This window comes from Pseudoroseicyclus aestuarii, from assembly GCF_003217255.1.
GTDB classification, from domain to species: domain Bacteria; phylum Pseudomonadota; class Alphaproteobacteria; order Rhodobacterales; family Rhodobacteraceae; genus Pseudoroseicyclus; species Pseudoroseicyclus aestuarii.
In genome coordinates, this window is the sequence record NZ_QJTE01000001.1 from 580223 (window position 1) to 605272 (window position 25050).

The 25050-nt window shown below is 69.4% G+C and carries 27 protein-coding genes; 16 read left to right on the forward strand and 11 right to left on the reverse strand.

From position 1 onward, the window contains the following. Positions 1-68: 68 nt before the first annotated feature. Positions 69-554, reverse strand: a complete 486-nt coding sequence (locus tag DFP88_RS02730; protein WP_110812892.1) for a hypothetical protein — start codon at positions 552-554, stop codon at positions 69-71. A gap of 570 nt (positions 555-1124) precedes the next feature. Here DFP88_RS02730 and DFP88_RS02735 point away from each other — a divergent pair. The 7 genes from DFP88_RS02735 (at position 1125) to DFP88_RS02765 (ending at position 6468) form a co-directional block, all read left to right on the forward strand. Further along, positions 1125-2168: an aldo/keto reductase gene (locus DFP88_RS02735; RefSeq protein WP_110812893.1), complete on the forward strand. Its 1044-nt coding sequence runs from the start codon at positions 1125-1127 to the stop codon at positions 2166-2168. 38 nt (positions 2169-2206) lie between these two features. Then, on the forward strand, positions 2207-2716 hold the full coding sequence (locus DFP88_RS02740) for a lipocalin/fatty-acid binding family protein (protein WP_110812894.1): 510 nt from the start codon (positions 2207-2209) through the stop codon (positions 2714-2716). After that, the gene (locus DFP88_RS02745; protein WP_110812895.1) at positions 2713-4218 is read left to right on the forward strand and encodes a 3-hydroxyacyl-CoA dehydrogenase NAD-binding domain-containing protein; all 1506 of its coding nucleotides are present in this window, start codon (positions 2713-2715) and stop codon (positions 4216-4218) included. Before DFP88_RS02740 ends, DFP88_RS02745 begins: the two co-directional genes overlap by 4 nt. Positions 4219-4324: 106 nt before the next feature. Then, positions 4325-4912: an EF-hand domain-containing protein gene (locus DFP88_RS16975; RefSeq protein ID WP_245904648.1), complete on the forward strand. Its 588-nt coding sequence runs from the start codon at positions 4325-4327 to the stop codon at positions 4910-4912. An 86-nt stretch (positions 4913-4998) separates the two neighbouring features. Continuing rightward, positions 4999-5613 (forward strand): RNA polymerase sigma factor, encoded by a 615-nt coding sequence (locus tag DFP88_RS02755; protein ID WP_110813298.1) that lies wholly within the window; start codon positions 4999-5001, stop codon positions 5611-5613. Further along, positions 5606-5986, forward strand: a complete 381-nt coding sequence (locus DFP88_RS02760) for a dihydroorotate dehydrogenase (RefSeq protein WP_110812897.1) — start codon at positions 5606-5608, stop codon at positions 5984-5986. Before DFP88_RS02755 ends, DFP88_RS02760 begins: the two co-directional genes overlap by 8 nt. Positions 5987-5988: 2 nt before the next feature. Further along, positions 5989-6468, forward strand: a complete 480-nt coding sequence (locus tag DFP88_RS02765) for a periplasmic heavy metal sensor (RefSeq protein WP_110812898.1) — start codon at positions 5989-5991, stop codon at positions 6466-6468. On the opposite strand, the gene DFP88_RS02770 is transcribed toward DFP88_RS02765, so the two are convergent. From DFP88_RS02770 to DFP88_RS02785, 4 genes are read right to left on the reverse strand one after another with little or no spacing between them, the layout of a single operon-like run. Then, entirely contained in the window at positions 6465-6710 is a 246-nt protein-coding gene (locus DFP88_RS02770) for a ribbon-helix-helix domain-containing protein (protein WP_110812899.1), read from the reverse strand. The two genes, DFP88_RS02765 and DFP88_RS02770, sit on opposite strands and share 4 nt — an antisense overlap. Next, complete coding sequence (locus DFP88_RS02775) at positions 6694-6900, reverse strand: DUF4169 family protein (protein WP_110812900.1); 207 nt, start codon at positions 6898-6900, stop codon at positions 6694-6696. Before DFP88_RS02775 ends, DFP88_RS02770 begins: the two co-directional genes overlap by 17 nt. Further along, positions 6897-8288 carry a class II fumarate hydratase gene (fumC, locus tag DFP88_RS02780; protein WP_110812901.1) on the reverse strand — a complete coding sequence of 464 codons (1392 nt, stop codon included), beginning with the start codon at positions 8286-8288 and terminating at the stop codon, positions 6897-6899. The genes DFP88_RS02775 and fumC overlap by 4 nt, the downstream gene beginning before the upstream one ends. Before the next feature lie 38 nt (positions 8289-8326). After that, complete coding sequence (locus DFP88_RS02785) at positions 8327-9343, reverse strand: sensor histidine kinase (RefSeq protein WP_110812902.1); 1017 nt, start codon at positions 9341-9343, stop codon at positions 8327-8329. A gap of 359 nt (positions 9344-9702) precedes the next feature. On the opposite strand from DFP88_RS02785, the gene arfA reads away from it, so the two are divergent. From arfA to DFP88_RS02810, 5 genes are read left to right on the forward strand one after another with little or no spacing between them, the layout of a single operon-like run. Further along, positions 9703-11211: an arabinosylfuranosidase ArfA gene (arfA, locus tag DFP88_RS02790; protein WP_110812903.1), complete on the forward strand. Its 1509-nt coding sequence runs from the start codon at positions 9703-9705 to the stop codon at positions 11209-11211. A 4-nt stretch (positions 11212-11215) separates the two neighbouring features. After that, a complete protein-coding gene (locus DFP88_RS02795; protein ID WP_110812904.1) occupies positions 11216-12292 on the forward strand; it encodes an ABC transporter ATP-binding protein in 1077 nt (358 codons plus the stop codon). Positions 12293-12318: 26 nt separating this feature from the next. Further along, positions 12319-13596 carry an extracellular solute-binding protein gene (locus DFP88_RS02800; protein WP_110812905.1) on the forward strand — a complete coding sequence of 426 codons (1278 nt, stop codon included), beginning with the start codon at positions 12319-12321 and terminating at the stop codon, positions 13594-13596. Positions 13597-13651: 55 nt separating this feature from the next. After that, on the forward strand, positions 13652-14536 hold the full coding sequence (locus tag DFP88_RS02805; protein WP_220032275.1) for a carbohydrate ABC transporter permease: 885 nt from the start codon (positions 13652-13654) through the stop codon (positions 14534-14536). Next, positions 14533-15408, forward strand: coding sequence for a carbohydrate ABC transporter permease (locus tag DFP88_RS02810; RefSeq protein WP_110812906.1), 876 nt, complete (start codon positions 14533-14535; stop codon positions 15406-15408). Before DFP88_RS02805 ends, DFP88_RS02810 begins: the two co-directional genes overlap by 4 nt. Here DFP88_RS02810 and DFP88_RS02815 read toward each other — a convergent pair. Then, entirely contained in the window at positions 15405-16307 is a 903-nt protein-coding gene (locus tag DFP88_RS02815) for a LysR family transcriptional regulator (protein ID WP_110812907.1), read from the reverse strand. The two genes, DFP88_RS02810 and DFP88_RS02815, sit on opposite strands and share 4 nt — an antisense overlap. Positions 16308-16418: 111 nt before the next feature. Between DFP88_RS02815 and DFP88_RS02820 the strand changes: the two genes are divergently transcribed. Continuing rightward, positions 16419-16841: a RidA family protein gene (locus DFP88_RS02820; RefSeq protein ID WP_110812908.1), complete on the forward strand. Its 423-nt coding sequence runs from the start codon at positions 16419-16421 to the stop codon at positions 16839-16841. A 25-nt stretch (positions 16842-16866) separates the two neighbouring features. On the opposite strand, the gene DFP88_RS02825 is transcribed toward DFP88_RS02820, so the two are convergent. From DFP88_RS02825 to DFP88_RS02845, 5 genes are all read right to left on the reverse strand, one after another. After that, positions 16867-17832, reverse strand: a complete 966-nt coding sequence (locus tag DFP88_RS02825; RefSeq protein ID WP_110812909.1) for an aldose epimerase family protein — start codon at positions 17830-17832, stop codon at positions 16867-16869. A gap of 11 nt (positions 17833-17843) precedes the next feature. Further along, complete coding sequence (locus tag DFP88_RS02830) at positions 17844-18698, reverse strand: SMP-30/gluconolactonase/LRE family protein (RefSeq protein ID WP_110812910.1); 855 nt, start codon at positions 18696-18698, stop codon at positions 17844-17846. Positions 18699-18746: 48 nt separating this feature from the next. Next, complete coding sequence (locus tag DFP88_RS02835; RefSeq protein WP_110812911.1) at positions 18747-19355, reverse strand: 2-dehydro-3-deoxy-6-phosphogalactonate aldolase; 609 nt, start codon at positions 19353-19355, stop codon at positions 18747-18749. Continuing rightward, positions 19352-20257, reverse strand: a complete 906-nt coding sequence (locus DFP88_RS02840) for a 2-dehydro-3-deoxygalactonokinase (RefSeq protein WP_110812912.1) — start codon at positions 20255-20257, stop codon at positions 19352-19354. Before DFP88_RS02840 ends, DFP88_RS02835 begins: the two co-directional genes overlap by 4 nt. Positions 20258-20324: 67 nt before the next feature. Continuing rightward, positions 20325-21254, reverse strand: coding sequence for a LysR family transcriptional regulator (locus DFP88_RS02845; RefSeq protein WP_181418541.1), 930 nt, complete (start codon positions 21252-21254; stop codon positions 20325-20327). 139 nt (positions 21255-21393) lie between these two features. On the opposite strand from DFP88_RS02845, the gene araD1 reads away from it, so the two are divergent. Genes araD1 through DFP88_RS02860 form a run of 3 tightly spaced genes read left to right on the forward strand, consistent with a single transcriptional unit; the run spans position 21394 to position 25038 of the window. Next, positions 21394-22371 (forward strand): AraD1 family protein, encoded by a 978-nt coding sequence (gene araD1, locus DFP88_RS02850; RefSeq protein WP_110812914.1) that lies wholly within the window; start codon positions 21394-21396, stop codon positions 22369-22371. A gap of 13 nt (positions 22372-22384) precedes the next feature. Then, entirely contained in the window at positions 22385-24127 is a 1743-nt protein-coding gene (araD, locus tag DFP88_RS02855) for an L-arabinonate dehydratase (protein ID WP_110812915.1), read from the forward strand. Beyond that, complete coding sequence (locus tag DFP88_RS02860; protein ID WP_110812916.1) at positions 24127-25038, forward strand: Gfo/Idh/MocA family protein; 912 nt, start codon at positions 24127-24129, stop codon at positions 25036-25038. The genes araD and DFP88_RS02860 overlap by 1 nt, the downstream gene beginning before the upstream one ends. Positions 25039-25050 lie beyond the last annotated feature (12 nt).

Genomic DNA, 25050 nt, shown 5'->3' on the forward strand with positions numbered 1-25050 from the left:
CGAAGGCGCGGCCATCTTGAGTGGTCTCAGGGCGTCCGGCCCCCGCGGGGGCCGGTGCCGTGAAGGCCTCAGGCCTTCGACTTGCGACGCGAGACGAAGCCCGCACCGGCCAGCGCGAGGACCAGCAGGCCACCGGCGGCGGGAACCGGCACGGCGGCCGCTTCGACGTCGAAGGAGTAGGTCAGCGAGACCGGCTTGTTCACGCCGGTGGCGTCGAACTGCAGCGTGAAGGGCGACGAGGTCACCATGCCGTCGAGGAAGGCAGTGGCAGCCGAGATGCCGCCCAGCTGGTAGATTTCCTCGAAGCCTTCGTCGGTGCTGTCGACACCGAAGCTGACTTTGACCAGGTCGGCGCCTTCGCTGCCGCCGGTGCCCGAGATGGCGAAGTTCGAGATCTTGACCTGGCCGGTCGGCTCGAAGGAGTAGCTGGCGGTCGAGCTGTCGCCGCCGAGGCTGAAGCCGTCGGTAAGGTAATCGCCGGCCGAGATCGGCGCGGCGGCGGCGGCCACGGGAATGGCGGTCGCGAAGAGTGCTGCTGCGATGTACGTTTTCATTGTCATCTCCAGTTGTAGCGAGGGCCCTGCGTCAGCAAGACGCTCGCCTGTTTCGTTGCGTGGCTCGTTGTCGTCCTAGTTCTAACGACGCCCAGCCACATTTGTGCCCAAGAACCGACATAAACGATCGCGGGCGGCATGACAGGCCCCCTTCTGCCATGTCGCCCGCGTACAGACCGTTTCCCGAGCATGTTAAGTCGCCCGGAACCGTTCAAAGGTTGTGCGCAACTGATCCCAAGCCTTTGAAATACTGATGTTTTAATTTGGGCTCTTTTCAAAATGACAGAACACCCCAGTCGCAGCGCGGCGCGTTTCGGTCTCCGAGTCATCACATGGATGTGAAAGGTTGCCCGCTGCTCCCCGAGGTTCCGAGAAAACATGTCCCAATTCCGCCTCAAATTGTAGCGTGCGCGCTTTGGTCGCGTACGGCCACTCGCCTGCCGGTGGTGGTGTGCCGCCGTGGGCGATTCTGGTGCCGAACGCGATCTGCTTGCTCTCTTCTGCGGGCGCGGTCAGTGTCGCGCGGCAGAATTCGCGCGCGAGCGCACCAGACGAGCGGAAGGGCAATCCATGGAACGTACAACACTGGGCCGGTCGGGCATCGAGGTTTCGGCCTGGTGCCTTGGGACCATGACCTTCGGCAACCAGACGGACGAGGCCGAGGCGCATCGCCAGATCGACATGGCGGTCGAGGCCGGCATCGATTTCCTCGACGCCGCCGAGATGTATCCGGTGAACCCGGTCAAGGCCGAGACCGTCGGCCGCACCGAAGAGATCGTCGGCAACTGGATGCGCGCCAGCCCGCGCAGCGGAGACGTGAAGATCGCCACCAAGATCAGCGGCCCCAACGGCGGCTTCGTCCGGGGCGGCAAGGGCTATGACGGCGCCACGATCCGCGAGACGATTGAGGCACAGCTGCGCCGCTTGAACGTCGAGCGCATCGACGTTTACCAGCTGCACTGGCCCGAGCGCGGCTCCTTCGCGTTCCGGCAGATGTGGTCCTACGACCCCTCCGCGCAGGATCCCGCCACCACGCGGGCGCATATGGACGATGTGCTGGGCGCGCTCTCCGACCTCACGACCGAAGGCAAGATCGGCGCCTTCGGCCTGTCGAACGAGAGCTGCTGGGGCACGACGAAATGGATCGAGCGGTCCGAGGTCACCGGCGGGCCCCGCGTCGCGGCGGTGCAGAACGAATACAACCTGCTCTACCGGCACTGGGACACCGATCTCGCCGAGATGAGCGTGAACGAGGATGTGCCGCTCTTCTCCTACTCGCCGCTCGCGGCGGGGCTTCTGACCGGCAAGTACCAGAACGGCGCCAAGCCCGAGGGCAGCCGCGCCGCGATCAACGGCGATCTGGGCGGGCGGCTGACCGAGCAGGCGCTGACGGCGGTGCAGGCCTATGCCGATCTGGCGCAGGAGCATGGCCTCGACCTGGTGCAGATGTCCCTTGCCTGGCAGCGCCAGCGGCCCTTCCCGGTGATCCCGATCCTGGGCGCCACCACCGCCGCGCAGCTTCAGCAGCAGCTGGCCGGCGCCGACCTCGTGCTGAGCGAGGCGGTGCTGACCGGCATCGATGCGATCAACAAGGCGCATCCTTTCCCCTACTGACGGCGTTGACCGCCATCTTCAGAGACCGGAGTGCGCCGATGATCCCCTGCCGTTTCCCCGCCATCCTCGGCCTCGGCCTTCTGGCCCTTGCCGCTTGCGCCCCGGCACCGGAGGCGCCGCAGGGGTTCCGCGACGCGCAGGCGCCCATCGCCTCGACCACGCGCGGTCGGCCGAGCGATCTGAACGGGCTCTGGCAGGTGGAGGCCGCCTATCCGGGCGGCCCGCTGGCGCCGGGTGACAGCGCCACCTTCCAGCTGACTGCAGAAGGGGACGGGCTTCTCAGGATCACCGGCGCCGACGGGGCGGCGCGGCTGATCCGGCTCGAGGCGGCGGGCCCCAGCCGCTGGAGCGGTGCGGGCCGCGACTGGTGGCTGCTCTGGGCCGACGACGGCTTCCGCACCATGGTGCTGGGCGCGCCGGACGGCCTGCTGGGCGCGGTGCTGAACCGGCCCGGCGCCGCCAGCCCCGACCGCAGCCGGGCGGCGCGGGAGCTTCTGGATTTCAACGGCTACGACCTTACCGCCCTGCGGGCGGGACCCTCGGCATGAGCGCTCCGGCCCAGGGGCAGCGCATCGCCGCTATCCTCGGCGCCGGGCGCACCGGCGCGGGCTGGGCGGCCCGCTTCGCGCTGATGGGCTGGGACGTGCGGATGCACGATCCCGACATGCGCGCCGCCCCGCATTTCGAGGCGGTGCTGGCCCGCGCCCGGCGCAGCCTGCCGGGCCTTCTGGATGTCGCGCCGCCGGTCGAAGGGACGGTCAGCTGGCATGCCGGGATTGCCGATGCGGTCAGAGGCGCCAGCTGGATCCAGGAAAGCGTGCCCGAGCGGCTGGACCTCAAGCAGTCCGTGCTGGCCGAGCTGGATGATCACGCGGAGCCGGAGGCAATCATCGCCTCCTCCTCGGCGGGAATCGATCTGGCGCAGCTGCAGGGCGATCTGCCGCGGCGGGGGCGGATGGTGATCGCGCGGCCGCTGGCGCCCGTCTACCTCGTGCCGCTGGTCGAGCTGGTCGCCAGCGCCGCCTCCCGCGACGAAGTCGTGGAACAGGCCCGCAGCACCCTGCTGTCGCTGGGCTGCTACCCGCTGCGCATGGGGCGCGAGGAACACCTGATGGGCCGCCTCTCGGCCGCGCTCTGGCAGGAGGCGGCGCAGCTTGTCGCCGATGGCGCGGCGGATGCCGAGACGGTCGATGACGCGCTGCGGCACGGCGCGGCGCTTCTCTGGACGCAGACGGGCCTTTTCGGCACCGGCCCGATCGCCGGCGAGGACCTGCGCGTCGAGGTCGAGGAGCCGGTGCAGACCGAGAGCGACCCGCTCTCGGGCATGCCGCGGGCGCCGAGGCGGGCGCAGCCGCTGCACGATGTCATCGACCGGCTCGAGGCGCGGGCCGGCGGTCTGCCGGATGGCCGCGATGCCCCGCAGGAGGTGCGCGATGCCGCCCTCTCCTCGCTCTTGCGCGGGCTCAAGGGGGCGGATTGGGGCGCCGGCCGGCTGCTGCGCGGCATGGATCGCCGCTACGACGACACCCCCGATCTCGAGGCGCTGGCCCTGACCAGCCCGTTGCCCACCGCCAGCCGCACGATCCCCGTCGACTGGGTCGGGCAGGATGGCTGCGTCGCAGAATGGCGCGTGGCCGAGCTGATGGACGGCGCGACATGGCGGCTGCTGCGCATGGTCGGTTGCGACGAGGCCGAGGGCGATCATCAGGGCGGCGGCGGCCCCAGCGACCGCGGCGAGACCTTCCTCATGGCCGAAACGCATCTGCGCCACCTTGGCGTTGCGCGCGCCGGCGACGCCGTCACGGTCGAGACGCAGGTGCTGAGCTTTCAGGGGCGTCACCTGCAGCTGTTCCACAAGCTCTGGCTCGACAAGCGGCTGGTCGCCTCGGCGGAGGTGCTGCTGGTCCATGCCGACCGGCGCGAGAGGCGCCCCACGGTGCCGGCCGCGGATCTGGCAGCGCGGCTCTCGGCGCTGGCCGCGGCGCATCAGCGCCTGCCGCGCCCCGAGGGGTCCGGCCGCGTCGCCATGCGGCCCGAGCCGGAGGTCTGACGCCGCGGGGGCGGGCCTGCAGAAAGCGGCGACGGAATGCAGGCCGCGCGCCGTTGGAGAGGGCATCAGGGGCCTGAAGCGCCCCGCCCAATCCAGAGGTTACCCGATGACGCGCATCCTACTCGCCACCGCCGCCCTCGCCGCGCTGACCGCCGGCGCCGCCACCGCGCAGGGCCGGGACCGCGGCCCCCATATGGGCCGCGGCATGCCCCCGATGATGGGGCCGATGATGGACATGGAGCGCCTCGACGCGGATGGCGACGGCGCCGTCACCGCCGCCGAGATCGATCAGGCCATGGCGACGCGCTTTGCCGCGGCGGACACCAATGGCGACGGCGCCCTCTCGGCCGAGGAGATGGCCGCCGAGGCGGAGCGGATGCGCCAGGAGGCGCTGCTGCGGCAGATGCAGCGCCTGATCGGCCACATGGACGCGGATGACGACGGCCTTCTGCAACTGGCCGAGATCGAGGCGCGCGCCCCCTCGTCCGAGGCGCTGCTCGACCGGCTGGACCGCGACGATGACGGCAGCCTCTCGGCCGAGGAGCTTGAGCCTCCGCGCGGGCCCCGGGGCTGGGGGCGCGGCGGCCCTTGGGGGCATCGCGGCGGACCCGGTGGCGAAGGGCGCCACGGCCCGCGCGGCGGCCCGGCTGCCGAAGAGGCGCGGCCCGGGGCCGATGCGCCGCAGGACGAATGAGCATGTCCTCCGGCGCGATGAGCCTGGGGCCAGCCCCGGCGCGGCTGCGCCGGGGCACCGCCGTCCGGGGCGCTGGACGGCTGCAGATGCAGGCCGTACCACCCCCTGAAGCGCGAGAGGATGCGAGGCTGGCCCTGACCGGATTGTCCGATGGCGACCTGCTGGTGGCCTATGCCGCCGGGCAGGAGGCTGCGGCCCAGCTGCTGACGGAGCGGCTGGTGCCGCGCGTCTATGCTCAGGCCATGCGAATGCTGGCCGACCGGGCCGAGGCCGAGGACGTGGCGCAGGACGCCATGCTGAAGCTCTGGCAGGTGGCGCCCGACTGGCGCGAGGGCGAGGCGCAGGTGACCACCTGGCTCTACCGCGTGACCGCGAACCTCTGCATCGACAGGCTGCGCCGGCGGCGCCGGACCGCGCCGCTCGAGGCCGCGGCCGAGCCACCCGATCCCGCGCCCGGCGCCGCCGAGCGCCTGCAGGGCGCGGCGCGAAACCGCGCCCTCAGCGAGGCGCTGGCCAGCCTGCCCGAACGGCAGGCCCGCGCCGTTGCGCTGCGCCACCTCGAGGGGTTGGGCAACCCGGAGATCGCCGGGATCATGGACATCGGGGTCGAGGCGGTGGAAAGTTTGACCGCCCGCGGCAAGCGGGCGCTCGCGCGCCTGCTGTCGAAGCGCCGGGCGGAACTGGGGTACGAGGATGAGTGACAGGATCGAGACCCCGCCGGGCGGGGCGGCCGGGGATGCACGGGCCGAGGATGCGCTTGACGCGCTGCTGGGCGAGGTCAGCCAGCGGGCCGAGGCGCCGGGCGAGGCGCTGATGGCGCGCATCGCGGCGCAGGGCAGGGCGATGCAGCCACGGCCCGGTGCGGCGGCGCCCTCAGGGCAGGGCGCGGGTTGGCTGCGGGCGCTGCTGGGCGGCTGGCCCGTGGCCGGCGGTCTTGCCGCCGCCGCGGCGGCCGGCGTGATGATCGGCGGCGCGCCGCCCGCTGCCCTGACCGCCTTCGCCTCGGACGTGATGGGGCAGACGGTGTCCTACAGCCTGCTGTCGGACGCGGACCTCTACGGGCTGGAGGACTGAGCATGGCCCAGCCCCCGACCCCGCCGCGCCGCTTTCGCTGGCTGCTGATCGCCTCGCTGGCGCTGAACCTCGCCGTTGCCGGGCTGGTGCTGGGCGCCGTGCTCTTCGGCCCGGCGCGTCACGGCCCGCCGCGCAACGTCGACTTCGCGCTTGGCCCCGTGGTGCGGGCGCTGGGGCCCGAGGTGATGCGCGACATCCGCGAGACCATGCGCGCCGATCCTGCCCTGCGCCCGCCGGGCCGCGGCGAACGGCGCGCCTTCGAGGAGACCCTGCTGGAGGCCCTGCGCGCCGAGCCCTTCGTGCCGGAGGCACTGTCGCGCCAGCTGGGGGCGATGCGCCAGCGCGTGACGGCGGTGCAGACCGCCGCGCAGGAGGCCGCCGTCGCCGCGCTGGAGGCCTTGTCTCCCGAGGAGCGCGCCGAGATCGCCGACCGGCTGGAGCGCGAGATGCAGGAAGGGCAGGGCCGGGGGCCGCGGGACTAGCCGTCGGGCTGCGCCGTGGCCCGCTGCGCCTCGCGCAGCACGTAGACGCGGATCGCTGAGGCGAGGCCGATCTCGCCGCGAGCGGCGTCGATCTCGGCGGCGAGGCGGTTCAGCGGCAGGCCCCGCGCGGCGGCGCTGGCGCGGAAGCCCTGCCAGAAGGCCTCTTCCAGCGAGACCGAGGTCCGGTGCCCCTGCAGCGTCAGGGAGCGTTTGACCGGCCGCCCCTCAGCCGCGATCGTCATCGCCCTGCGGCCCCCGCTCGCGCCGATGCGCCTCGATCCGGCGCGCCTCGGCCTCTTCGCGGGCCGTCTGCAGCGCCGTCTCGGCCTTGGTGCGGCCGAAGCGGGCTGCATTCTCGTCGGCGCGGGCCCGCTTCTCGGCCCGCGCCTTCTGCTTGCGCAGCCGGTTCAGATTGACCGGCGCGCTGCTCACTTCGGGCCGATCATGTCTTCGGGCCGGACCACGCGGTCGAAGGTCTCGGCATCCACGAAGCCGAGGTTGATTGCCTCCTCGCGCAGGGTGGTGCGGTTCTTGTGCGCGGTCTTGGCCACCGTCGTCGCGTTGTCGTAGCCGATGGTCGGGGCGAGGGCGGTGACCAGCATCAGGCTTTGCTGCATCAGGCTCTCGATCCGGTCGCGGTCGGCGCGCAGCCCGGCGATGCAGTTGTCGGTGAAGGCGCGCGCGGCATCGCCCAGAAGTTGCATGGATTGCAGCACGTTGTAGGCCATCATCGGCTTCATCACGTTCAGCTCGAAATGCCCCTGGCTGCCAGCAAAGCCGACGGCGGCGTCGTTGCCCATGACATGGGCGCAGACCTGCGTCAGCGCCTCGACCTGCGTCGGGTTCACCTTGCCCGGCATGATCGAGGAGCCGGGCTCGTTCTCGGGCAGCAGCAGTTCTCCCAGCCCGGTGCGGGGGCCGGAGCCCATGACGCGGATGTCATGCGCGATCTTGTAAAGCGTGACGGCGACCGAGCGCAGCGCGCCCGACATCTCGACCATGGCGTCGTGCGTGGCGAGCGCCTCGAACTTGTTGGGGGCGGTGACGAAGGGCAGGCCGGTGATCTCGGCCATCTTCTGCGCCACGGTCTCGCCCCAGCCCTTGGGGGTGTTCAGCCCGGTGCCGACGGCGGTGCCGCCCTGCGCCAGCTGGTAGATCGCCGGCAGCGCGGCCTTCACCCGGCGCAGGCCTTGGCCCAGTGCATGGACGTAGCCCGAGAATTCCTGCCCCAGCGTCAGGGGCGTCGCATCCATCATGTGGGTGCGGCCAATCTTGATGATATCCTCGAAGCTTGCGGCCTTTTCCTCGAGTGCTGCATGAAGATGCTCGAGCCCCGGGATCAGCACGTCGCGCGCCGTCGTGGCGACCGCGATATGCATCGCCGTGGGGAAGGTGTCGTTCGAGGACTGGCCCTTGTTGACGTCGTCGTTGGGATGGACCGGGTCCTTCGACCCCATCGTGCCGCCCAGCATCTCGATCGCGCGGTTCGAGATGACCTCGTTGGCGTTCATGTTCGATTGCGTGCCGGAGCCGGTCTGCCAGACCACCAGCGGGAAGTGATCGTCGAGCTTGCCTTCTGCCACCTCGGCGGCGGCGGCGGCGATGGCATCGGCCTTGCCGGCGTCGAGCGCGCCGCGGTCCTTGTTGGCCAGGGCGCAGGCCTGCTTGATCACGCCGAGCGCCCGGACGAGGGCGAGGGGCTGCGTCTCCCAGCCGATGGGAAAGTTTTGCAGGCTGCGCTGTGTCTGCGCGCCCCAGTACTTGTCCGCCGGCACGTCGAGCGGGCCGAAGCTGTCGGTTTCAACGCGGGTCTGGGTCATTGCGGCATCCTCGGTTGCAGGCTCGCGCGCTTTTTGCGTCAAGCAGACCCATCCCGCAATGTTTCAATTGCGCCCGGCGCCGTCTGGGCAAAGAGACCGCCGCCCGGTCCCTGCGCGCGCAGGCGGAACCCGGCAGGCCAGTAGCGGATTTCGCAGCGGCTGCCGAAGAGTTTCAGCATCGAGGCGCGCACGAACAGGCTGCCATAGCCGGAATGGGTCGGCTCGCGGATCGGGGGGCCGTCGCGTTCGGCCCAGGTCAGGACCACGGCGCCGGTCTTGTCAGGATGGCTCAGCTCGAGGTCCACGCGGCCCTGCGGCGTCGAAAGCGCACCGTATTTGACCGCGTTGGTCGCCAGCTCGTGCAGGCAGAGCGCCAGCTGCCGCGCCGGTTCGGGCTGGAGTGGCAGGGAGGGGCCCCGGATTGACACCGCCTCGCGCGAGGCGCCGTGCGGGCGCAGGATGCGGCCGGCGATATCCTCGAACAAGGCGGTGTCCTGCAGCCCGGCACTCAGCGTGCCATGGGCAGCGGTCAGCGCGTCGAGCCGCGCGATGAAGGCATCCATCGCCTCGAGCGGCGGGGCGGTGCGCTGGGTCATCTTCGCCATGGAGCGGATCGAGGAGACGAGGTTCTTGTTCCGGTGCCGCATCTCGCGCAGTTCGGCCGCCGTGGGCTGGTGCGCCATGTCCGGCGATGGAAACTCGTGGCCGGTCGACAGAAGCCGCGTGACCGTCCCGTCCGGCGCCCGCAGCGGAATGAGCTGGAAGATCGCCCGGGCGCGGCCGTCCCCGGCGGTGCGCGTGATCTCGTCATGGCGGCTGGAGATGCCCTGCGTGGCCAGCGCCACGGCAGCCTCCATCCGGTGCTGCAGGGCGGGGTCGTAGCTGAACCATGGACCCGTGGCGAAGGGCGTGCCCTTCACCTCCTCGAGTGTCAGGCCGACGGCATCAAGGCCGCTCTGGCAGATGTGCTCGATCATGCCGTCGGCATCCAGCACCGAGGCGAAGCCGAGCGTGCCCTCGATGATCTGGTACAGCAGGGGCGGGATCGGCGGCATGGGCGGCCCTCGATAACGGAACTTGGCACGCCTTCAGGGGGCTGCGGGGACAACCTAGGGGCGATCATGTTGCGAGTCACGTCTCTGATGCGGTTGGTCAGGAGCGGACAGATGGCCGAGGTATAACACCTTTGATATAATAAATCGCTTTACTAGCATTTGACGCGCATGGCTCGCGACGGTTAGGCAGGTATTAACGGGCGATAGGAGCGTCCGGCGGCCCCCGGGCCGCACCGAGGAGGACACCGTCAGATGACCGGCCGCCGTGCCGGCGCTCGCGCGGCGCGGGCCTGCCCTTTCGGGGCATGCGCGCCCGTGCCGGCGCATAGCGTCCATCTGCAGCGAAGGAACTACAGCGCATGAAAGTCAGCGCCGACCTGCACCGCGAATTCACCGTCGCCCGCATCGACGACAGGCTCTACTCGGCCTTCATCGAGCATATGGGCCGGGCCATCTACGAGGGCATCTACGAACCCGGGCACCCCAGCGCCGACGAGCACGGCTTTCGCGGCGACGTGCTGCAATACGTCAAGGACCTGAAGATCCCGGCGATCCGCTACCCGGGCGGCAACTTCGTCTCGGCCTACGACTGGAAGGACGGCATCGGTCTGAAGGAGGATCGGCCCGTCCGTCTGGACCTGGCCTGGCGCAGCAAGGAGACGAACCAGGTCGGCATCAACGAATTCGGCATCTGGGCGGAGAAGGCCGGCATCGACATGATGCTGGCGATGAACCTCGGCACCGCCGGGATCAAGGAAGCCCGCGAATACGTCGAATACGTCACCCATCCGGGCGGCACGACATGGTCGGACCTGCGCCGCAGCCACGGGCAGGAGACGCCCTGGGACGTGAACATGTGGTGCCTGGGGAACGAGATGGACGGCCCCTGGCAGGTCGGCCACAAGGAGGCCAAAGAATACGGCCGCCTCGCCGACGAGACCGGCAAGGCGGTGCGTGGCCTCAACCCCAATGCCGAGCTGATCGTCTGCGGCAGCTCCAACGACGCCATGCCGACCTATCCCGACTGGGAGCGGGGCGTGCTGGAAGAGTGCTACGACACCGTCGATTACATCAGCCTGCACAAGTACTTCGGCAACTCCAGCAACGACACGCTGAACTTCTTCGGCAAGATCGAGGAGACGGGCCGCTACATCCAGGCGATCGCCGGGGTCATCGACTTCGTGCAGGCCAAGAAGCGGTCGAAGAAGAAGGTCGGCATCTGCTTCGACGAGTGGAACGTCTGGTATCACATCCGCGGCCAGGACGAGAAGAACTGGAAGAGCTGGGACTGGCCCGAGGCGCCGCATCTTCTCGAAGAGGACTACAACTTCGAGGATGCGCTCTTCGTCGCCGGCCTGCTGAACGAATTCATCCGCCGCAGCGACCGGGTGCGCATCGCCGCCATCGCCCAGCTGGTGAACGTGATCGCGCCGATCCGGACGCTGGCCGGCGGTGCCGCCTGGCGCACGACGATCTACTGGCCCTACCAGATGGCCTCGCTGTATGGCCGCGGCATCGCGCTGAACGTCGCCGTCGACGGGCCGACCTACAACTGCGAGGTCAGCCAGGACGTCCGCTACATGGACATCTCGGCGGTGCATAACGACGGCGAGGGGATGGTCACGGTCTTCATCGTGAACCGCCACCTGACCGAGGAGGCCGAGCTCGACATGCGGCTGACCGGCTTCGACGGCGCGACCCTCGCGATGCATCAGGTCATGCAGGGCCACGATCTGCAGGCGACCAACATGCCCGATGCCCCCGACCGGGTGGCGATGCAGAAGGGCGAGGGCGTCGGTGTCGAGGACGGCCGGCTGAAGGGCAAGCTCGCGCCGCTGTCCTACCACGTCGTCCGGCTGAAGGTCTGAGGCGATGAGCGGCGTCACCCTGACATCGGTCTCGAAGAAGTTCGGCGAGGTGGAGGTGATCCACGACGTCTCGATGGAGATCGCCCAAGGCTCCTTCGCCGTCTTCGTCGGCCCCTCGGGCTGCGGGAAATCCACACTGCTGCGGATGATCGCCGGGCTCGAGGAGACCTCGGGCGGGCGGATCGAGATCGAGGGCAGGGACGTCACGCGCGAGGAGCCGTCGAACCGCGAGGTCGCGATGGTCTTCCAGAACTACGCGCTTTATCCGCACCTGTCGGTCTTCGAAAACATGGCCTTCTCGCTGCGCCTCGCGAAGGCCAGCAAGGAGGAGACGAAGGCAAAGGTCGAGGAAGCGGCAGAAATCCTGCAGCTGACCGACCAGCTCAAGAAAAGGCCAAAGGAGCTGTCGGGCGGGCAGCGTCAGCGCGTGGCCATCGGCCGCGCCATCGTTCGCCAGCCCAAGGTCTTCCTCTTCGACGAGCCGTTGTCCAACCTCGATGCCGAGCTGCGCGTGCAGATGCGGTTGGAGCTGGCCCGGCTGCACCGGCAGATCGGCGCGACGATGATCTACGTCACCCACGACCAGGTCGAGGCGATGACGCTGGCCGACGACATCTTCGTGCTGAAGGGCGGCTATGTGCAGCAATCCGGCGCGCCGCTCGACCTGTACGACGATCCGACGAACCGCTTCGTCGGCGGCTTCATCGGCAGTCCGGCGATGAACTTCCTGCCCGGACGGGTCGAGGCGGTGCAGGACGGCCGGATGACCGTCGCCATCGATGGCAGCGATGGCGCCCGGATGGAGGCTGCGCGGCCCGCCGCCTTGTCGCAGGGCGACGCCGTTGTGCTGGGCGTGCGCCCCGAGCACCTGGACCTGGCAGAGACCGGCCCGAGGGTCCGCGTCGAGATGGCCGAGGCGCTTGGCGGCGTGTCGTACCTGCACGCGAAGATGGCCGATGGCCGACAGGTCGTGATCGAGCGTCGCTCGATCCGCGACCGGCTGGAGGGCGAGGAGGTCGCGCTGACCGCCAGACCCGACGATATCCTCGTCTTCTCCCCTGAAGGGGAGCGGCTGAGGTGACATTGAAACGCAAGGGAGGAGACAGGATGATCAATCTCAGGACGACCATGGCGGCAAGCCTTGCCGCGCTGATGGCCATGCCCGCAGCGGCTCAGGAAACCGTGGTCTGGTGGGACTTTCTCGCCGGCGGCGACGGCGTTCGCATGAAGTCGCTGATCGAGCAGTTCAACGAAGAGCACCCGGAGATCCAGATCGACGGGACGACGCTTGAATGGGGCGTGCCCTTCTACACCAAGGTGCGCACTTCTGCCGCCGTGGGGCAGGGCCCCGACGTCATGACCTACCACCTCAGCCGGCTGCCGCTGGCGCTGGAGGAGGGCGTGCTCAGCCCGATCACCGATGAGGACATGCAGGTCGCCGGCCTCTCCGAAGAGGACTTCTTCCCTTCGGCGCTCGAGGCGGCCAAGGGGCCGGACGGTCAGCTTTACGCCGTGCCCTTCGATATCCATTCGATCGTGCTCTACTACAACAAGAGCTACCTCGAGGGGACCGATTACCTCGACGAGAACGGCGAGCTGACCGGCATCGACAGCCTCGAGTCCTTCGAGGCGGCGCTGCAGGCCGCGGCCGCGAACGGCGCCAACCCGCCGCTGAGCTACCAGACCGGCGGTGAAGGCGGCGTTTGGCGCATCTTCTACACGCTGCTGGCGCAACAGGGCGGAGAGTTCATCGTCGACGGCGAAGTTCTGCCCGGCGACAATGCCGACAAGGCCGTGACCGCGCTGCAGACCATGCGCCATTGGGCCGAAGAAGGCTGGACTCCCGAGCAGGCCGAATACGAAGCCTCCGTCGCGCTGTTCAGCTCGGGACAGTCGGCGTTCCAGATCAATGGTGTGTGGGAAGTGCCGACGCAGGTCGACATGGCCGAGGCCGGCACGCTGGGCTACGAATGGGGCGCCGTGCAGGTTCCGACCCTGATGGGCACCGAGGCGACCTGGGCCGACAGCCACGCCTTCGCGATCCCGGTCCAGGGCGATGAAGAGATGTCGCCCGAGAAGCGCGAGGCGGTGATGACCGTCATCGGCTGGATGGAAGAGCATGCGATCCAGTGGGCCAGCGCAGGTCACATCCCGGCCTACCGCCCGATCACGGAGAGCGACGAGTACCAGCAGATGGAGCCCAACGCGACCTATGCCTCGTTGGCCGATACCGCCGTCTTCGATCCGCGCGACCCGATCGCCGGCGTCGCCTCTCCGGTCTACGATCAGGCGCTGAACATCATGGTTCCGGCCATCGCCGGCTACCTCTCGCCCGAAGATGCCGTGGCGCAGATGCAGTCCGACCTCTCCGGCATGATGCAGTAAACGACCGCCGGGCGCGGTGGTCCCCGCGCCCGGCCCGATCGAAGGAGCGCCCGCCGTGGCCGTCATCCGCAACCGTCGCAGGGAAATGGTCAACGCCTACGTGTTGATCTTTCCGTTCGTTGCCATCTTCAGCCTCGTCTTTCTCTGGCCGACCATCGAGGTCGTTCGCCTGAGCTTCACCAACGCCCCGCTCGTGGGCGAGGGGGAATGGGTCGGGCTGGACAACTACAAGCGCCTGCTCTCGGATCGGTTGTTCTTTACCGCTCTGAAGAACAACGGCTATTTCCTTTTGCTGACGGTTATCCCGACGACGCTGCTGGCGCTGGGGATTGCGCTGATGGTCAACCGCCTGAAGGGGCGGATGCAGGCCTTCGTGCTGGCGATCTTCTTTCTGCCCTACATCCTGCCCGTGTCCGTCGTGACGATGATCTGGAGCTGGATGCTCGACCAGCAATTCGGCGTCGTCCAGCCGCTGCTCGAGATGGTCGTCGGTAAGCGGGTGAAGGTATTCCAGAATCCTTATTGGGTCATGCCGATGATCGCGCTGGTGACGGTCTGGTGGACCAATGGGTTCAATGTGCTGCTGTTCATCGCCGGCCTGCGCAACATCCCGACCGAGCTTTATGAGGCCTCGGCCCTCGACGGCGCGACGAAGCGTCAGCAGTTCTTCAAGGTGACCTGGCCGCTGCTCTGGCCGGTGACGGCGCTGGTCCTGACCCTGCAGCTGATCCTTCAGCTGAAGATCTTCGACCAGGTCTATCTCCTGTCTCAGGGCGGACCGTTCAACTCGTCCTACGTGCTGTTGATGCTCGTCTACCGCGAAGCCTTCCAGCTGAACCACGGCGGCTATGCCTCGGCGGTGGCGCTGGTGCTGTTCCTGCTGATCGTCGTCGTCTCGGTCCTGCAATTCCAGCTTCTGCGCCTAGGAGGCCGTCGATGAGCCTTGCCACAGCTTCCGCCGTTCCCTCTCAGGGCGCGGTCAAGTCCCGCTCCCGCCGGATTGAGAACGGGCTGATCTCGGTCTTCACGCTCGTCGCCTGCGCGATCTGGTTCTTCCCGATCTACTGGGCCTTCGTCACGTCGATCCGGTCGGAAGAGCGGGCGGTCAGTGCAGGGGCGGGCGTGGTGCCGGACGAGTTCAACCTGTCCAACTACGTCGAGGTGCTGACCGGCACCAAGCTTCCCCTGTGGTACTGGAATTCGATCGGAACCTCGCTGATCATCACCGCGGCGGTCATCGCCACCGGCATGATGTGTGCCTATGCCCTCAGCCAGATGCGCTTTCCGGGGCGGCGGCTGCTGTACGGCGTGGTGCTGGCCTGCTTCATGATCCCGGCGCAGGCGCTGGTGGTGTCGCAGTTCATGTTGATGAACGACATGGACCTCGTGAACAAGTGGGGTGGGATCATCCTGCCGCAGCTGATCGTTCCCGTTGTCATCATCGTCTACAAGCAGTTTTTCGACGCCATCCCGCAAGAGATGCGCGAAGCCGTGCTTCTGGACGGCGGCGGGGACTACACGCTGCTGTGGCGTGTCTACATGCCGCTGAACTGGGGCATCACGACCGCCCTGGCGATCATCACCTTCATCGGCGCCTGGAACAGCTTCCTCTGGCCGTTCCTGATCATCACCACCGAGAACCAGATGACGATTCCGGTCGGTATCACGCAGGTCAACGACGCCTTCGGCGTGTTCTATGCCCGGCTCATGTCGGTGGCGCTTCTGGGCGCGATGCCGGTGGCCCTGGCCTATCTGATCTTTCAGCGGCGGGTGACCGAGGCGGTCATGATCTCGTCCGGGGTCAAGGGCTAGCGCGGCAGCGCCGCCACCATGAGGTCGATGAAGCGGCGCACCCGCGGCTCGAGCAGGCGCCGCTCGGGGTAGAGGGCGGTGACCGCGATCGCCTCGGTCGTGTGATCGGCCAGGACGGGCTGCAGCCGGCCGGCCTCGATCTCGGGGTCGGCGAGGAAGCCGGGCAGCAGCGCGATGCCGAGGCCCGAGAGGGCGGCATCGCGCAGCGCCTCGCCGCTGCCAAGGCTTAGCCGCCCGCGCGCCGGGACGGTCTGCCACGCCTCCGCGCCCGTTGCGCGCAGCCGCCAGGCTTGCCGCCCGGCGCTTCCGCTGAAGGGCAGGCAGGCGTGATCGGCCAGATCGGTTGCGTCTCGTGGCCCGGGCCGGGCGGCAAGGTAGCCCGGCGCGGCACAAAGCCTCGTGCCATGGCGGGCTACCACGCGGGCGGTCAGCCCGGCATCCGGCAGCCTCTCGCCGCCGATCCGCACGGCAAGGTCATGGCCCGCCTCGACGATGTCGGTCGTGCGGTCCGAGAACTCGACCTCGGCCCGAAGCTCGGGCCAGTCGCGCAGGAAACGCTGCACCAGCGGCATCAGCACGATCCGCCCATAGGCATCCGGCACCGTCAGCCGCAGCGTGCCGCGCGGCGTGCCGGCGCCCTCGCTGACGCTGGCCTCGGCCTGGCGGACGGAGGCGCGGACCTGCAGCGCATGGGCGTGGAAGCGCGCGCCTTCCTCCGTCAGGCCAAGACGCCGCGTCGTGCGGCTGAGCAGCCTCGCGCCAAGCCGCTCTTCCAGCCGGGCGACGGCCTTGCCCGCGGCCGAGCGCGACAGCCCCTGCGCGCGGCTGCCTGCGGCGAAGCCGCCAGCCTCGACCACCGACAGGAAGATCAGGATATCGCCGAGGTTCGCGCCCTGCACGAAGCTCCTCCGTCTTGTCGACCCAGTGGCGACGCATATTCGCCAATCGCATCCCTATCTCGATATCGCAGGCGGTTTAACCCCGCATCGACGATCCCGAGGACCCTATCGATGACCATCACACCAGCCACTGACCCCGTCCGGGGCCTCAACCCGCCCACGCTGCCGGATGCCGGGGCGGTCGGCTATTCGCAGATCACCACGGTGGAGCCGGGCCGGCTTGCCTTCGTCTCGGGGCAGGTCGCCTGGGGGAGCGGCGGCGAGAGGCCGCCCGAGGGCCTCGAGGCGCAGACGCGGCAGGTCGTCTCGAACCTGCGCGCGGCGCTCGAGGCGGTGGGGGCGGCGCCGAAGGACATCGCCATGCTGCGCTGCTACATGACCGACCTGCGCCCCGAGACGCAGGACATGGTCATGCCCTGCCTCGCGGAGCTTTTGCAGGGCGCGCAGCCCAGCCTGACGGGCATCGGCGTCGCCGCGCTGGCGACGCCCGATTTGCAGATCGAGATCGAGATGGTTCTGCGCCTGCCGGACTGATCCCGGCGCGCGGCGGAGTGGTGGCCTAGCCCTTGGCGAACCGCCACTCCGTCACCTGGCGGAAGGTCTCGCCCGGGCGCAGGGCGATCGAGGGGAACTCGGGATGCGAGGGCGCATCGGGCCAGAGCTGCGCCTCGATCGCGAGGCCGGCATAGGTCGGCAGACCCGCCGCGTCGGTATTGCGCCCGTCGAAGACCTGCAGCCCCGGCGCGGTGCTGGCCATGCGCAGGGTCACGCCGCCTGCCTCGAGCATCGCGACCTCGCGCAGCTCCACCTCGGCGCTGGCGGTGCAGAAGTTGTGATCGAGCGGCGGCGCGCCCGGCACGACGCGCTTGCCCGCGCGAAAGTCGTAATCGCCGCCCTCGACCGGCGCGATCTCGCCCGTCGGAAGCACCTCGTCGTCGGTGGGCGTGTAGCTGTCGGCATGGACCGTCAGCCGATGGTCGGTCACGCTGTGGCTGCCATCAAGGCACCAGTAGCTGTGATTGGCGAGGTTGAAGAGCGTCTCGGCATCGGACACCGCCTCAAGCTCCAGCCGGAGCGTCGCATCCGCCTGCAGCGACCAGCGCGCCGTGATGCGGCGGTTGCCGGGAAAGCCGTCGATCCCGTCCGGCAGGTCCAGCACCAGCGTCGCGGCATCATCCGCCTCTTCGGCGACCTGCCAGTTGCGCGACCAGGTGCCCTGCCGCCCGCCGTGCAGCAGCGAGTTGATATGATTGGCCTCGAAGCGGTACTCGGTCCCGGCGATCTCGACCCTGGCGCCCGACAGGCGGTTGGCGACGGGGCCGACGATGGCGCCGAAATAGCCCATCGCACCCTCGTAATCGGCGATGTTATCCGAGCCGAGCGTCAGGTCGTGCCCGACGCCCTCGAGGCGCAGGCTTTGCAGGACGGAGCCGCGGGTCAGCAGGGTCGCGGTCAGCCCGTGGCCGGTCAGGGTGACAGCCTCGACGCTCTCGCCCCGGCTGTCGGTGGCAAAGGGGGTGCTCATGGCAGGCTCCTTCAGAGGATCACTTGATGCTCGGCTTGGCCCTTGGCCTCGACCTCCACGACGAAGGTCTGCCCGCTCAGCGGTTTCTCGGAAAAGGCGCTCTCCGCGAGGCCCACGGCGGCGCTGGTGCAGTAGAGGGTCGAGGATCCGGCGCCCGCGAAGGCGGGGCAGGTCACCTGCTCGGCCGGGATCGCGACGGCGGCGATCTCCTGCCCCTCGGTGTCGTAGGCGGCGACGCGGCCGCTGCCCCATTGCGCGCTCCACAGCCGCCCGTCCTGATCCGTGACGGCGCCGTCGGGCGCATGGCCGGCGGCGTTCAGATCGACATGCACCTCGGGCTCGCCCTCGGGCCAGCCGTCCTTGTCCGACAGGCGCTGGCGCATGATCTTCTTGGTCGGCGTATCGGCGAAATAGGCGGTGCCGCCATCGGGCGAGAAGCAGATGGCATTGGGAATGGTGATGCCGGGGTAAAGCTGGCGCAGCTCGCCCTTGTAGAAGCGGTAGATCGCGCCCGCGCCGTGTTCGGCGCCGCGCCCCATGGTGCCGATCCAGAAGCCGCCGAATGGGTCGGCGCGCCCGTCGTTGCAGCGCGTGACGGGCTGGTCGGCCTCCAGCGGGCAGAGGTCCTCGGTCTTGCCGGTTTCCAGATCGAAGCGCATCAGCGCCACGTCCGAGGCGACCAGCAGTGTGCCCTCGTCGACCCAGCCGGCAGCCGAGACGGTGCGGTCAAAGCCCCAGTGCCGCCCCTTGCTGTGCAGGCGGCGGGCCATGATGTCGAACCAGAACAGCTCCTGCCGCTGCGGATGGTAAAGCGGGCCTTCGCCCAGCAGGCAGAGCGTGTCGTCGTAGACGGCGGCGTCGGTCATGATGTGGTCCCTCCCATGGGCGGGCTGCTCCTCCGCAGCCCGATGATGTCAGCTTGCGAAGGCGGCGTCGTAGGCCGCGACGATCTCGGCGGCCTTCGTCGCGGTGTCCTGCACCGTCTGCCCCGGCTTGTAGAGCGCGCTGCCAAGGCCGAAGCCATCGGCCCCCGCCGCGCGCCACTCGGCGAAGCTGTCCGGCCCGGCGCCGCCCACGGCATAGACCGGCACTTCGCGCGGCAGCACCGCGCGCATCGCCTTGAGGCCGGCGGGCCCAACTAGCTCGGCGGGGAAGATCTTCAGGCCCGTGGCCCCGGCGTCCAGCGCGGCGAAGGCCTCGGTCGGCGTCATCACGCCGGGCCAGCTTTGCAGCCCGAGGTCGCGGCTGGCGCGGATCACCTCCGCGTTGCAGTTCGGGCTGACGGCGATCTTGCCACCGACCAGCGCCAGCTCGGCCACCTGCTCGCGGCGCAGCACGGTGCCGGCGCCGATCACGGCGCGGCTGCCCATCGCCTCGACCATGACGGCGATGCTCTTGAAGGGGTCGGGCGAGTTCAGCGGCACCTCGATCACGGTGATGCCGGCCTCGACCAGCGCCTCGGCGGTCTGCACGGCCTCTTCGGGGCGGATGCCGCGCAGGATCGCGATCAGGGTGCGTGTCATTGCTGGTCCTTCCAGGCGGCCGTCAATCCGGCCAGTGTGGTATCGGTGGCATCGAAGGCCTCGGCCGGGACGCCCTGCGCGGTCAGCGCGCGGGCATAGAGCGCGGCGAGGGGGCCGGCGCCGATCAGCGCCACCTCGCGGCCCAGCCAGTAGGGCTTGGCCGCCGCGAGTTCCGCGCCGATCAGCAGGCCAGAAAGGCGCCCGCGCGCGGCGCGCGGCTCCAGACCGTCCAGAAGGCCCGCGGCGCGGATGCCGAAGAGGCCGCCGGCCAGCCGCTCGGGGCGGGACAGAGTCTCGGAGACCGCCGCGTCGAAGGCGGCGACCTCGGTCTCCTCCGCGGTCAGCGAATGGCGCAGCACCGAATGCTCGGCCAGCGCGGCATAAAGCTCTCCGGTCATGAAGCTGCGGAAGCTGACGACCTCACCGGCGCTGATCTCGGCCCATTTGGAATGGGTGCCGGGCAAGCAGACGACGCCGTCCCAGCCGGGGCGCAGGGCGATCAGCCCGGCGATCTGCGTCTCCTCGCCGCGCATGACGTCGGGCGGGCTGGCCTGCGACAGCCCGGCGATGATGCGTACGTCCATCGTGCCGGGCGCGCGGGTCAGATCGGGGCCGAGGGGCGGGCAGGGCACGCGGCCGTAGGCGGCTTCGACCCAGCCCTGCCGCGCGCCGACCATGCCGCAGGCGATGACCGGAACCGAGGCGAGGCCGCCCGCGGGAAGCCAGCTGCCGGTCAGCGCGCGCAGCGCCGGCTCGAAGGCGTCAGAGGTCAGGCGCCCCATGCCGTCGTCGCTGCTGGCCGTGTCCAGCACCTCGCCCGAGGCGGACATGGCCCAGGCGCGCAGGCGGCTGGTGCCCCAGTCCACGGCGATCCAGTCGGGAATGCGGTTTGCGTCGGTCACAGGCCCCCCCTTCCTGTCGGTGCTCGGCCCCGTTGTCGCGGCGGGCGCGGCAAAAGGCAAGCCGGCCTCACGCCTCCTCCGGCGGGCGGCGCAGAAGCGCGCGCAGCCGCTGCGCCGCCGGTGTCAGCCGCCCCGAGGCGCGGGTGATGATGCCGAAGGGCGCGACCTGGATGCCCAGATCCAGCGGCACCACGCGGTAGGGCGAACCCTCACCAGCGAAGCGCGCGGCGACCGATGCGGCAAGCGGCGCGATGGCATTGCTGCGCCCGATCAACGCCAGCGTCAGCAGGAAGGACGAAGTGGCGATCCGCCCCGGCGGGCGCGACAGCCCCAGCTCCGCCAGCCGGGTCAGCACGGTCTCGCGCAGGATCGCCCCCTCGCCGGGCAGGATCCAGTCGTAGCGCATCAGCGCCTCGGGCGTCGGCTGCGGCCCCAAGAGCAGCGCATGGCCGGCGCGCACCAGCAGGGCCACCGGCTCGGGCCCCAGAAGCTCCATGTCGAAGAGCGCCGGGTCGTGCCCGGCGGGCAGCCGCGCCACCGCGAGGTCGAGGCGCCCTGCCGCCAGCATGTCGCCCAGCAGGTCCGAGGTGCCGACCTCCACCTCGATCGAGAGATCCGGCAGGCTCAGCCGGGCGCTGCGCAGCATCGGCAGCACCCGGTCCATCGCCGGCCCGGTGACCGAGCCGATGCGCACCGCACCGCCGGCGCCGCCCGCGATCTCGTCCATCTCGCGCCCGGCATCGGCGATCTCGATCAGCACGCGCGCGGCCCGGCGGGCGAGGGCGGCGCCCTCCTCGGTCAGGGCGATTCCGCGCCCTTCGCGCCGGCGCAGCGGATGGCCGGCGATCCGCTCTGCCTCGGCCAGCAGCCGCGAGGCGGCGGGCTGCGTCAGCCCGAGACGCGCCGCTGCGAGGCCGATCTGCCCGGTCTCGCCGAGCGCCGCGAGAAGACGCAGATGCGCCAGCTTCAGCCCGCGGCGGAGGAGCAGATCGGTCATAGTGGTATCCCCATCCTGATATGCCATATGGCTGTAATATCAATTGACCGGCATGGCCAGCCTTGGCAGGGTCGCGCGGCACGGGGCGCGTCGGCGCCGCGGCGCCCGCCGGGAGGGCGGAGAAGCGGGGAGGACGATCATGCTGCTGTCGCAGATCAGGACGCCGGATGGCGTCGCCGTCGTGGCGCGCGAGGGGGCCGAGGCCGCCATCGTGAGAGGCGCGCAAAGCGTCTACGCGCTGGCGATGACGGCGGCGGGCGAGGGCCGGCCGCTGGCCGAGGTGGTGACCGAGGCGGGCTTCGGCGAGGCCGTGAACCTCGAAGAGGCGGCGGCGCAGGGGCGGATGATGCTGCCCGTGTCGCACCCCGATCTCGCGCATATGCACCTGACAGGGACGGGGCTGACGCACCTTGGCAGCGCCTCGACCCGCGACGCGATGCACAGCGGCGATCCGGACAAGATGACGGATTCGATGAAGATGTTCCGCATGGGGCTGGAGGGCGGCAAGCCCGCCTCGGGCGCCGGCGTGCAGCCCGAATGGTTCTACAAGGGCACCGGCGCCGCCGCCGTGGCGCCCGGACAGCCGCTGACCAGCCCGGCCTTCGCCGAGGACGGCGGAGAGGAGCCGGAGCTTGCGGGCTTCTACGTCATCGCGCCCGACGGCACGCCCTGCCGGATCGGCTGGGCGCTGGCGAACGAGTTCTCGGACCACGTCACCGAGAAGGTGAACTACCTCTGGCTCGCCCATTCCAAGCTGCGCTGCGCCAGCTTCGGCCCCGAGATCCTGCTCGGCCCGCCGCCGCAGGACGTGCAGGGCACCAGCCGCATCCGCCGTGGCGATCAGGTGCTGTGGGAAAAGCCCTTCCTCTCGGGCGAGGCGAACATGTCGCACAGCATCGCCAACCTCGAACACCACCACTTCAAGTACGACATCTTCCGCCAGCCGGGCGATCTGCACGTGCATATGTTCGGCACCGCGACGCTGAGCTTCGCGGACGGCATCCGCGCCCAAGAGGGCGATGTCTTCGAGATCGAGGCGGCGCCCTTCGGCCTGCCGCTCACCAATCCGCTCGCCGTGGCCGAAGACGAAGGTCTCGCCACCGTTCGCACCTTGTAAGGGAGCCTAAGCCATGGCCTTCAAACCCGCCGAATGGCCCCGCCGCCTGCGCTCTCAGGAATGGTTCGAGGGCACCTCGAAGGACGCGATCTACCACCGCAGCTGGATGCGCAACCAAGGCTTCCCGGCGGACGAGCTGGACGGGCGGCCGATCATCGGCATCTGCAACACATGGTCCGAGACGACGCCCTGCAACGCGCATCTGCGCGACCTCGCCGAGAAGGTGAAGTTCGGCATCTACGAAGCCGGCGGCTTCCCGGTGGAGTTCCCGGTGTTCAGCCCGTCGGAATCGACCCTGCGGCCCACGGCGATGATGTTCCGCAACCTCGCCGCAATGGACGTCGAAGAGGCGATCCGCGGGAAATGCATGGACGGCGTGGTGCTGCTCGCGGGCTGCGACAAGACCACCCCGGCGCTGCTGATGGGCGCGGCCTCGGTCGATCTGCCGGCCATCGTTGTCTCGGGCGGGCCGATGCTGAACGGCTATTTCCGGGGCGAGCGCGTCGGGTCGGGCACGCACCTGTGGAAATTCTCCGAGGCCGTGAAGGCCGGCGAGATGACCGCCGAGGAGTTCGTCGAGGCCGAAAGCTCCATGTCCCGCTCCGCCGGCTCCTGCAACACCATGGGCACCGCCAGCACCATGGCCTCCATGGCCGAGGCGCTGGGGATGGCCCTCTCGGGCAATGCCGCGATCCCGGCGGTGGATTCGCGCCGCCGCGTCATGGCCTGGCTGTCGGGTCGGCGCATCGTGCAGATGGTGAAGGACGACCTGAAACCCTCTGACATCATGACGAAAGATGCCTTCGAGAACGCGATCCGGACGAACGGTGCGATCGGCGGATCGACCAATGCGGTGATCCACCTGCTGGCCATCGCTGGGCGCGTCGGGATCGACCTCACGCTCGAGGATTGGGACCGCTGCGGCCGCGACGTGCCGACGGTCGTCAACCTCATGCCCTCGGGCAAGTACCTAATGGAAGAGTTCTTCTATGCCGGCGGCCTGCCCGTCGTCATCAAGCGTCTGGGCGAGGCCGGGATGCTGCACAAGGACGCGATAACCGTCAGCGGCGGCGGCATCTGGGACGAGGTCAAGGACGCGAAGAACTGGAACGAGGATGTCATTCTTCCGGTCGAAAAGGCGCTTGCGGCCTCTGGCGGCGTGGCGGTGCTGCGCGGCAACCTCGCGCCCGACGGCGCCGTGCTGAAGCCCTCTGCCGCGACGCCCGCGCTGCTCGTTCACAAGGGCCGCGCCGTCGTCTTCGAGAACATCGACGACTACAAGGCGCGGATCGAGGACGAGGATCTCGATATCGACGAGACCTGCGTCATGGTGCTGAAGAACTGCGGCCCGCGCGGCTATCCCGGCATGGCCGAGGTCGGCAACATGGGCCTGCCGCCCAAGGTGCTGCGCAAGGGCGTGACGGACATGATCCGCATCTCGGACGCGCGCATGTCCGGCACCGCCTATGGCACCGTCGTGCTGCATACGGCGCCCGAGGCGGCGCGGGGCGGGCCGCTGGCGGTCGTGCGCAACGGCGACATGATCGAGCTCGACGTGCCGAACCGGCGCCTGCACCTCGATATCTCTGAGGAGGAGCTGGCCCAGCGCCTGGCCGACTGGACCCCGCAGGTTGAGCAGCCGACGGGCGGCTATGCCCAGCTGTACCACGAGCGGGTCATGGGCCCCGATACCGGCGCCGATTTCGACTTCCTCGTGGGCTGCCGCGGCAATGCCGTCGCGCGGGAGAGCCACTGATGAAGATCGCCCTCGCCGGCATCGGCAAGATCGCGACGGATCAGCACGTGCCCGCCATTGCGGGGTCCCCGGACTGGGAGCTGGCGGCGACAATCTCGCGCTCCGGCAGCGTCGAGGGGGTCGAGGCGCATCACGACATCGACGCCTTCCTCGAGGCGCGGCCCGACATCGATGTCGTCTCGCTCTGCATGCCGCCGCAGCCGCGTTTTCCCTATGCCGAGAAGTGCTTGCGGGCCAAACGTCACGTGATGCTTGAAAAGCCGCCAGGCCAGACGCTGGCCGAGGTGCATGCGCTGACCGCGCTGGCGCAGGAGATGGGCGTCACGCTTTTCGCCACCTGGCACAGCCGCATGGCGCGCGCTGTCGCCGCCGCCAAGGCCCGGCTCGAGGGGCAGGAAATCCGCGCCGCGCGGATCATCTGGAAAGAGGACGTGCGGCACTGGCATCCCGGGCAGGACTGGGTCTTCGAGCCGGGCGGCATGGGCGTCTTTGATCCCGGCATCAACGCGCTGTCGATCCTGACCGAGATCCTGCCGCGCCCGGTGCACCTGACCTCCGCCACGCTCGAGGTGCCGGAGAACCGCGATACGCCCATTGCCGCCGAGCTGCAGTTCACCGGCAATGTTTCTGCCGTCTTCGACTGGCGGCAGGAGGGGACGCAGACCTGGGACATCGAGGTCGAGACGGGCGAGGGCCTTCTGGCGCTGCGCGAGGGGGGCAATCGCCTCGTCCTTGGAAGCGGCGAGGAGCCGGCAGAGTTCGACCTGACCGGCGAATACCCTAGTCTCTATGCCCGCATGGCCGAGCTTGTCCGCTCTGGCCGCTCTGACGTGGACCTCTCGCCGATGGTCCATGTCTTCGATGCCTTTTCTCTGGGGCGGCGCGTGAGCACCGCTCCCTTCGACTTCTGAAGGAGACGCAAG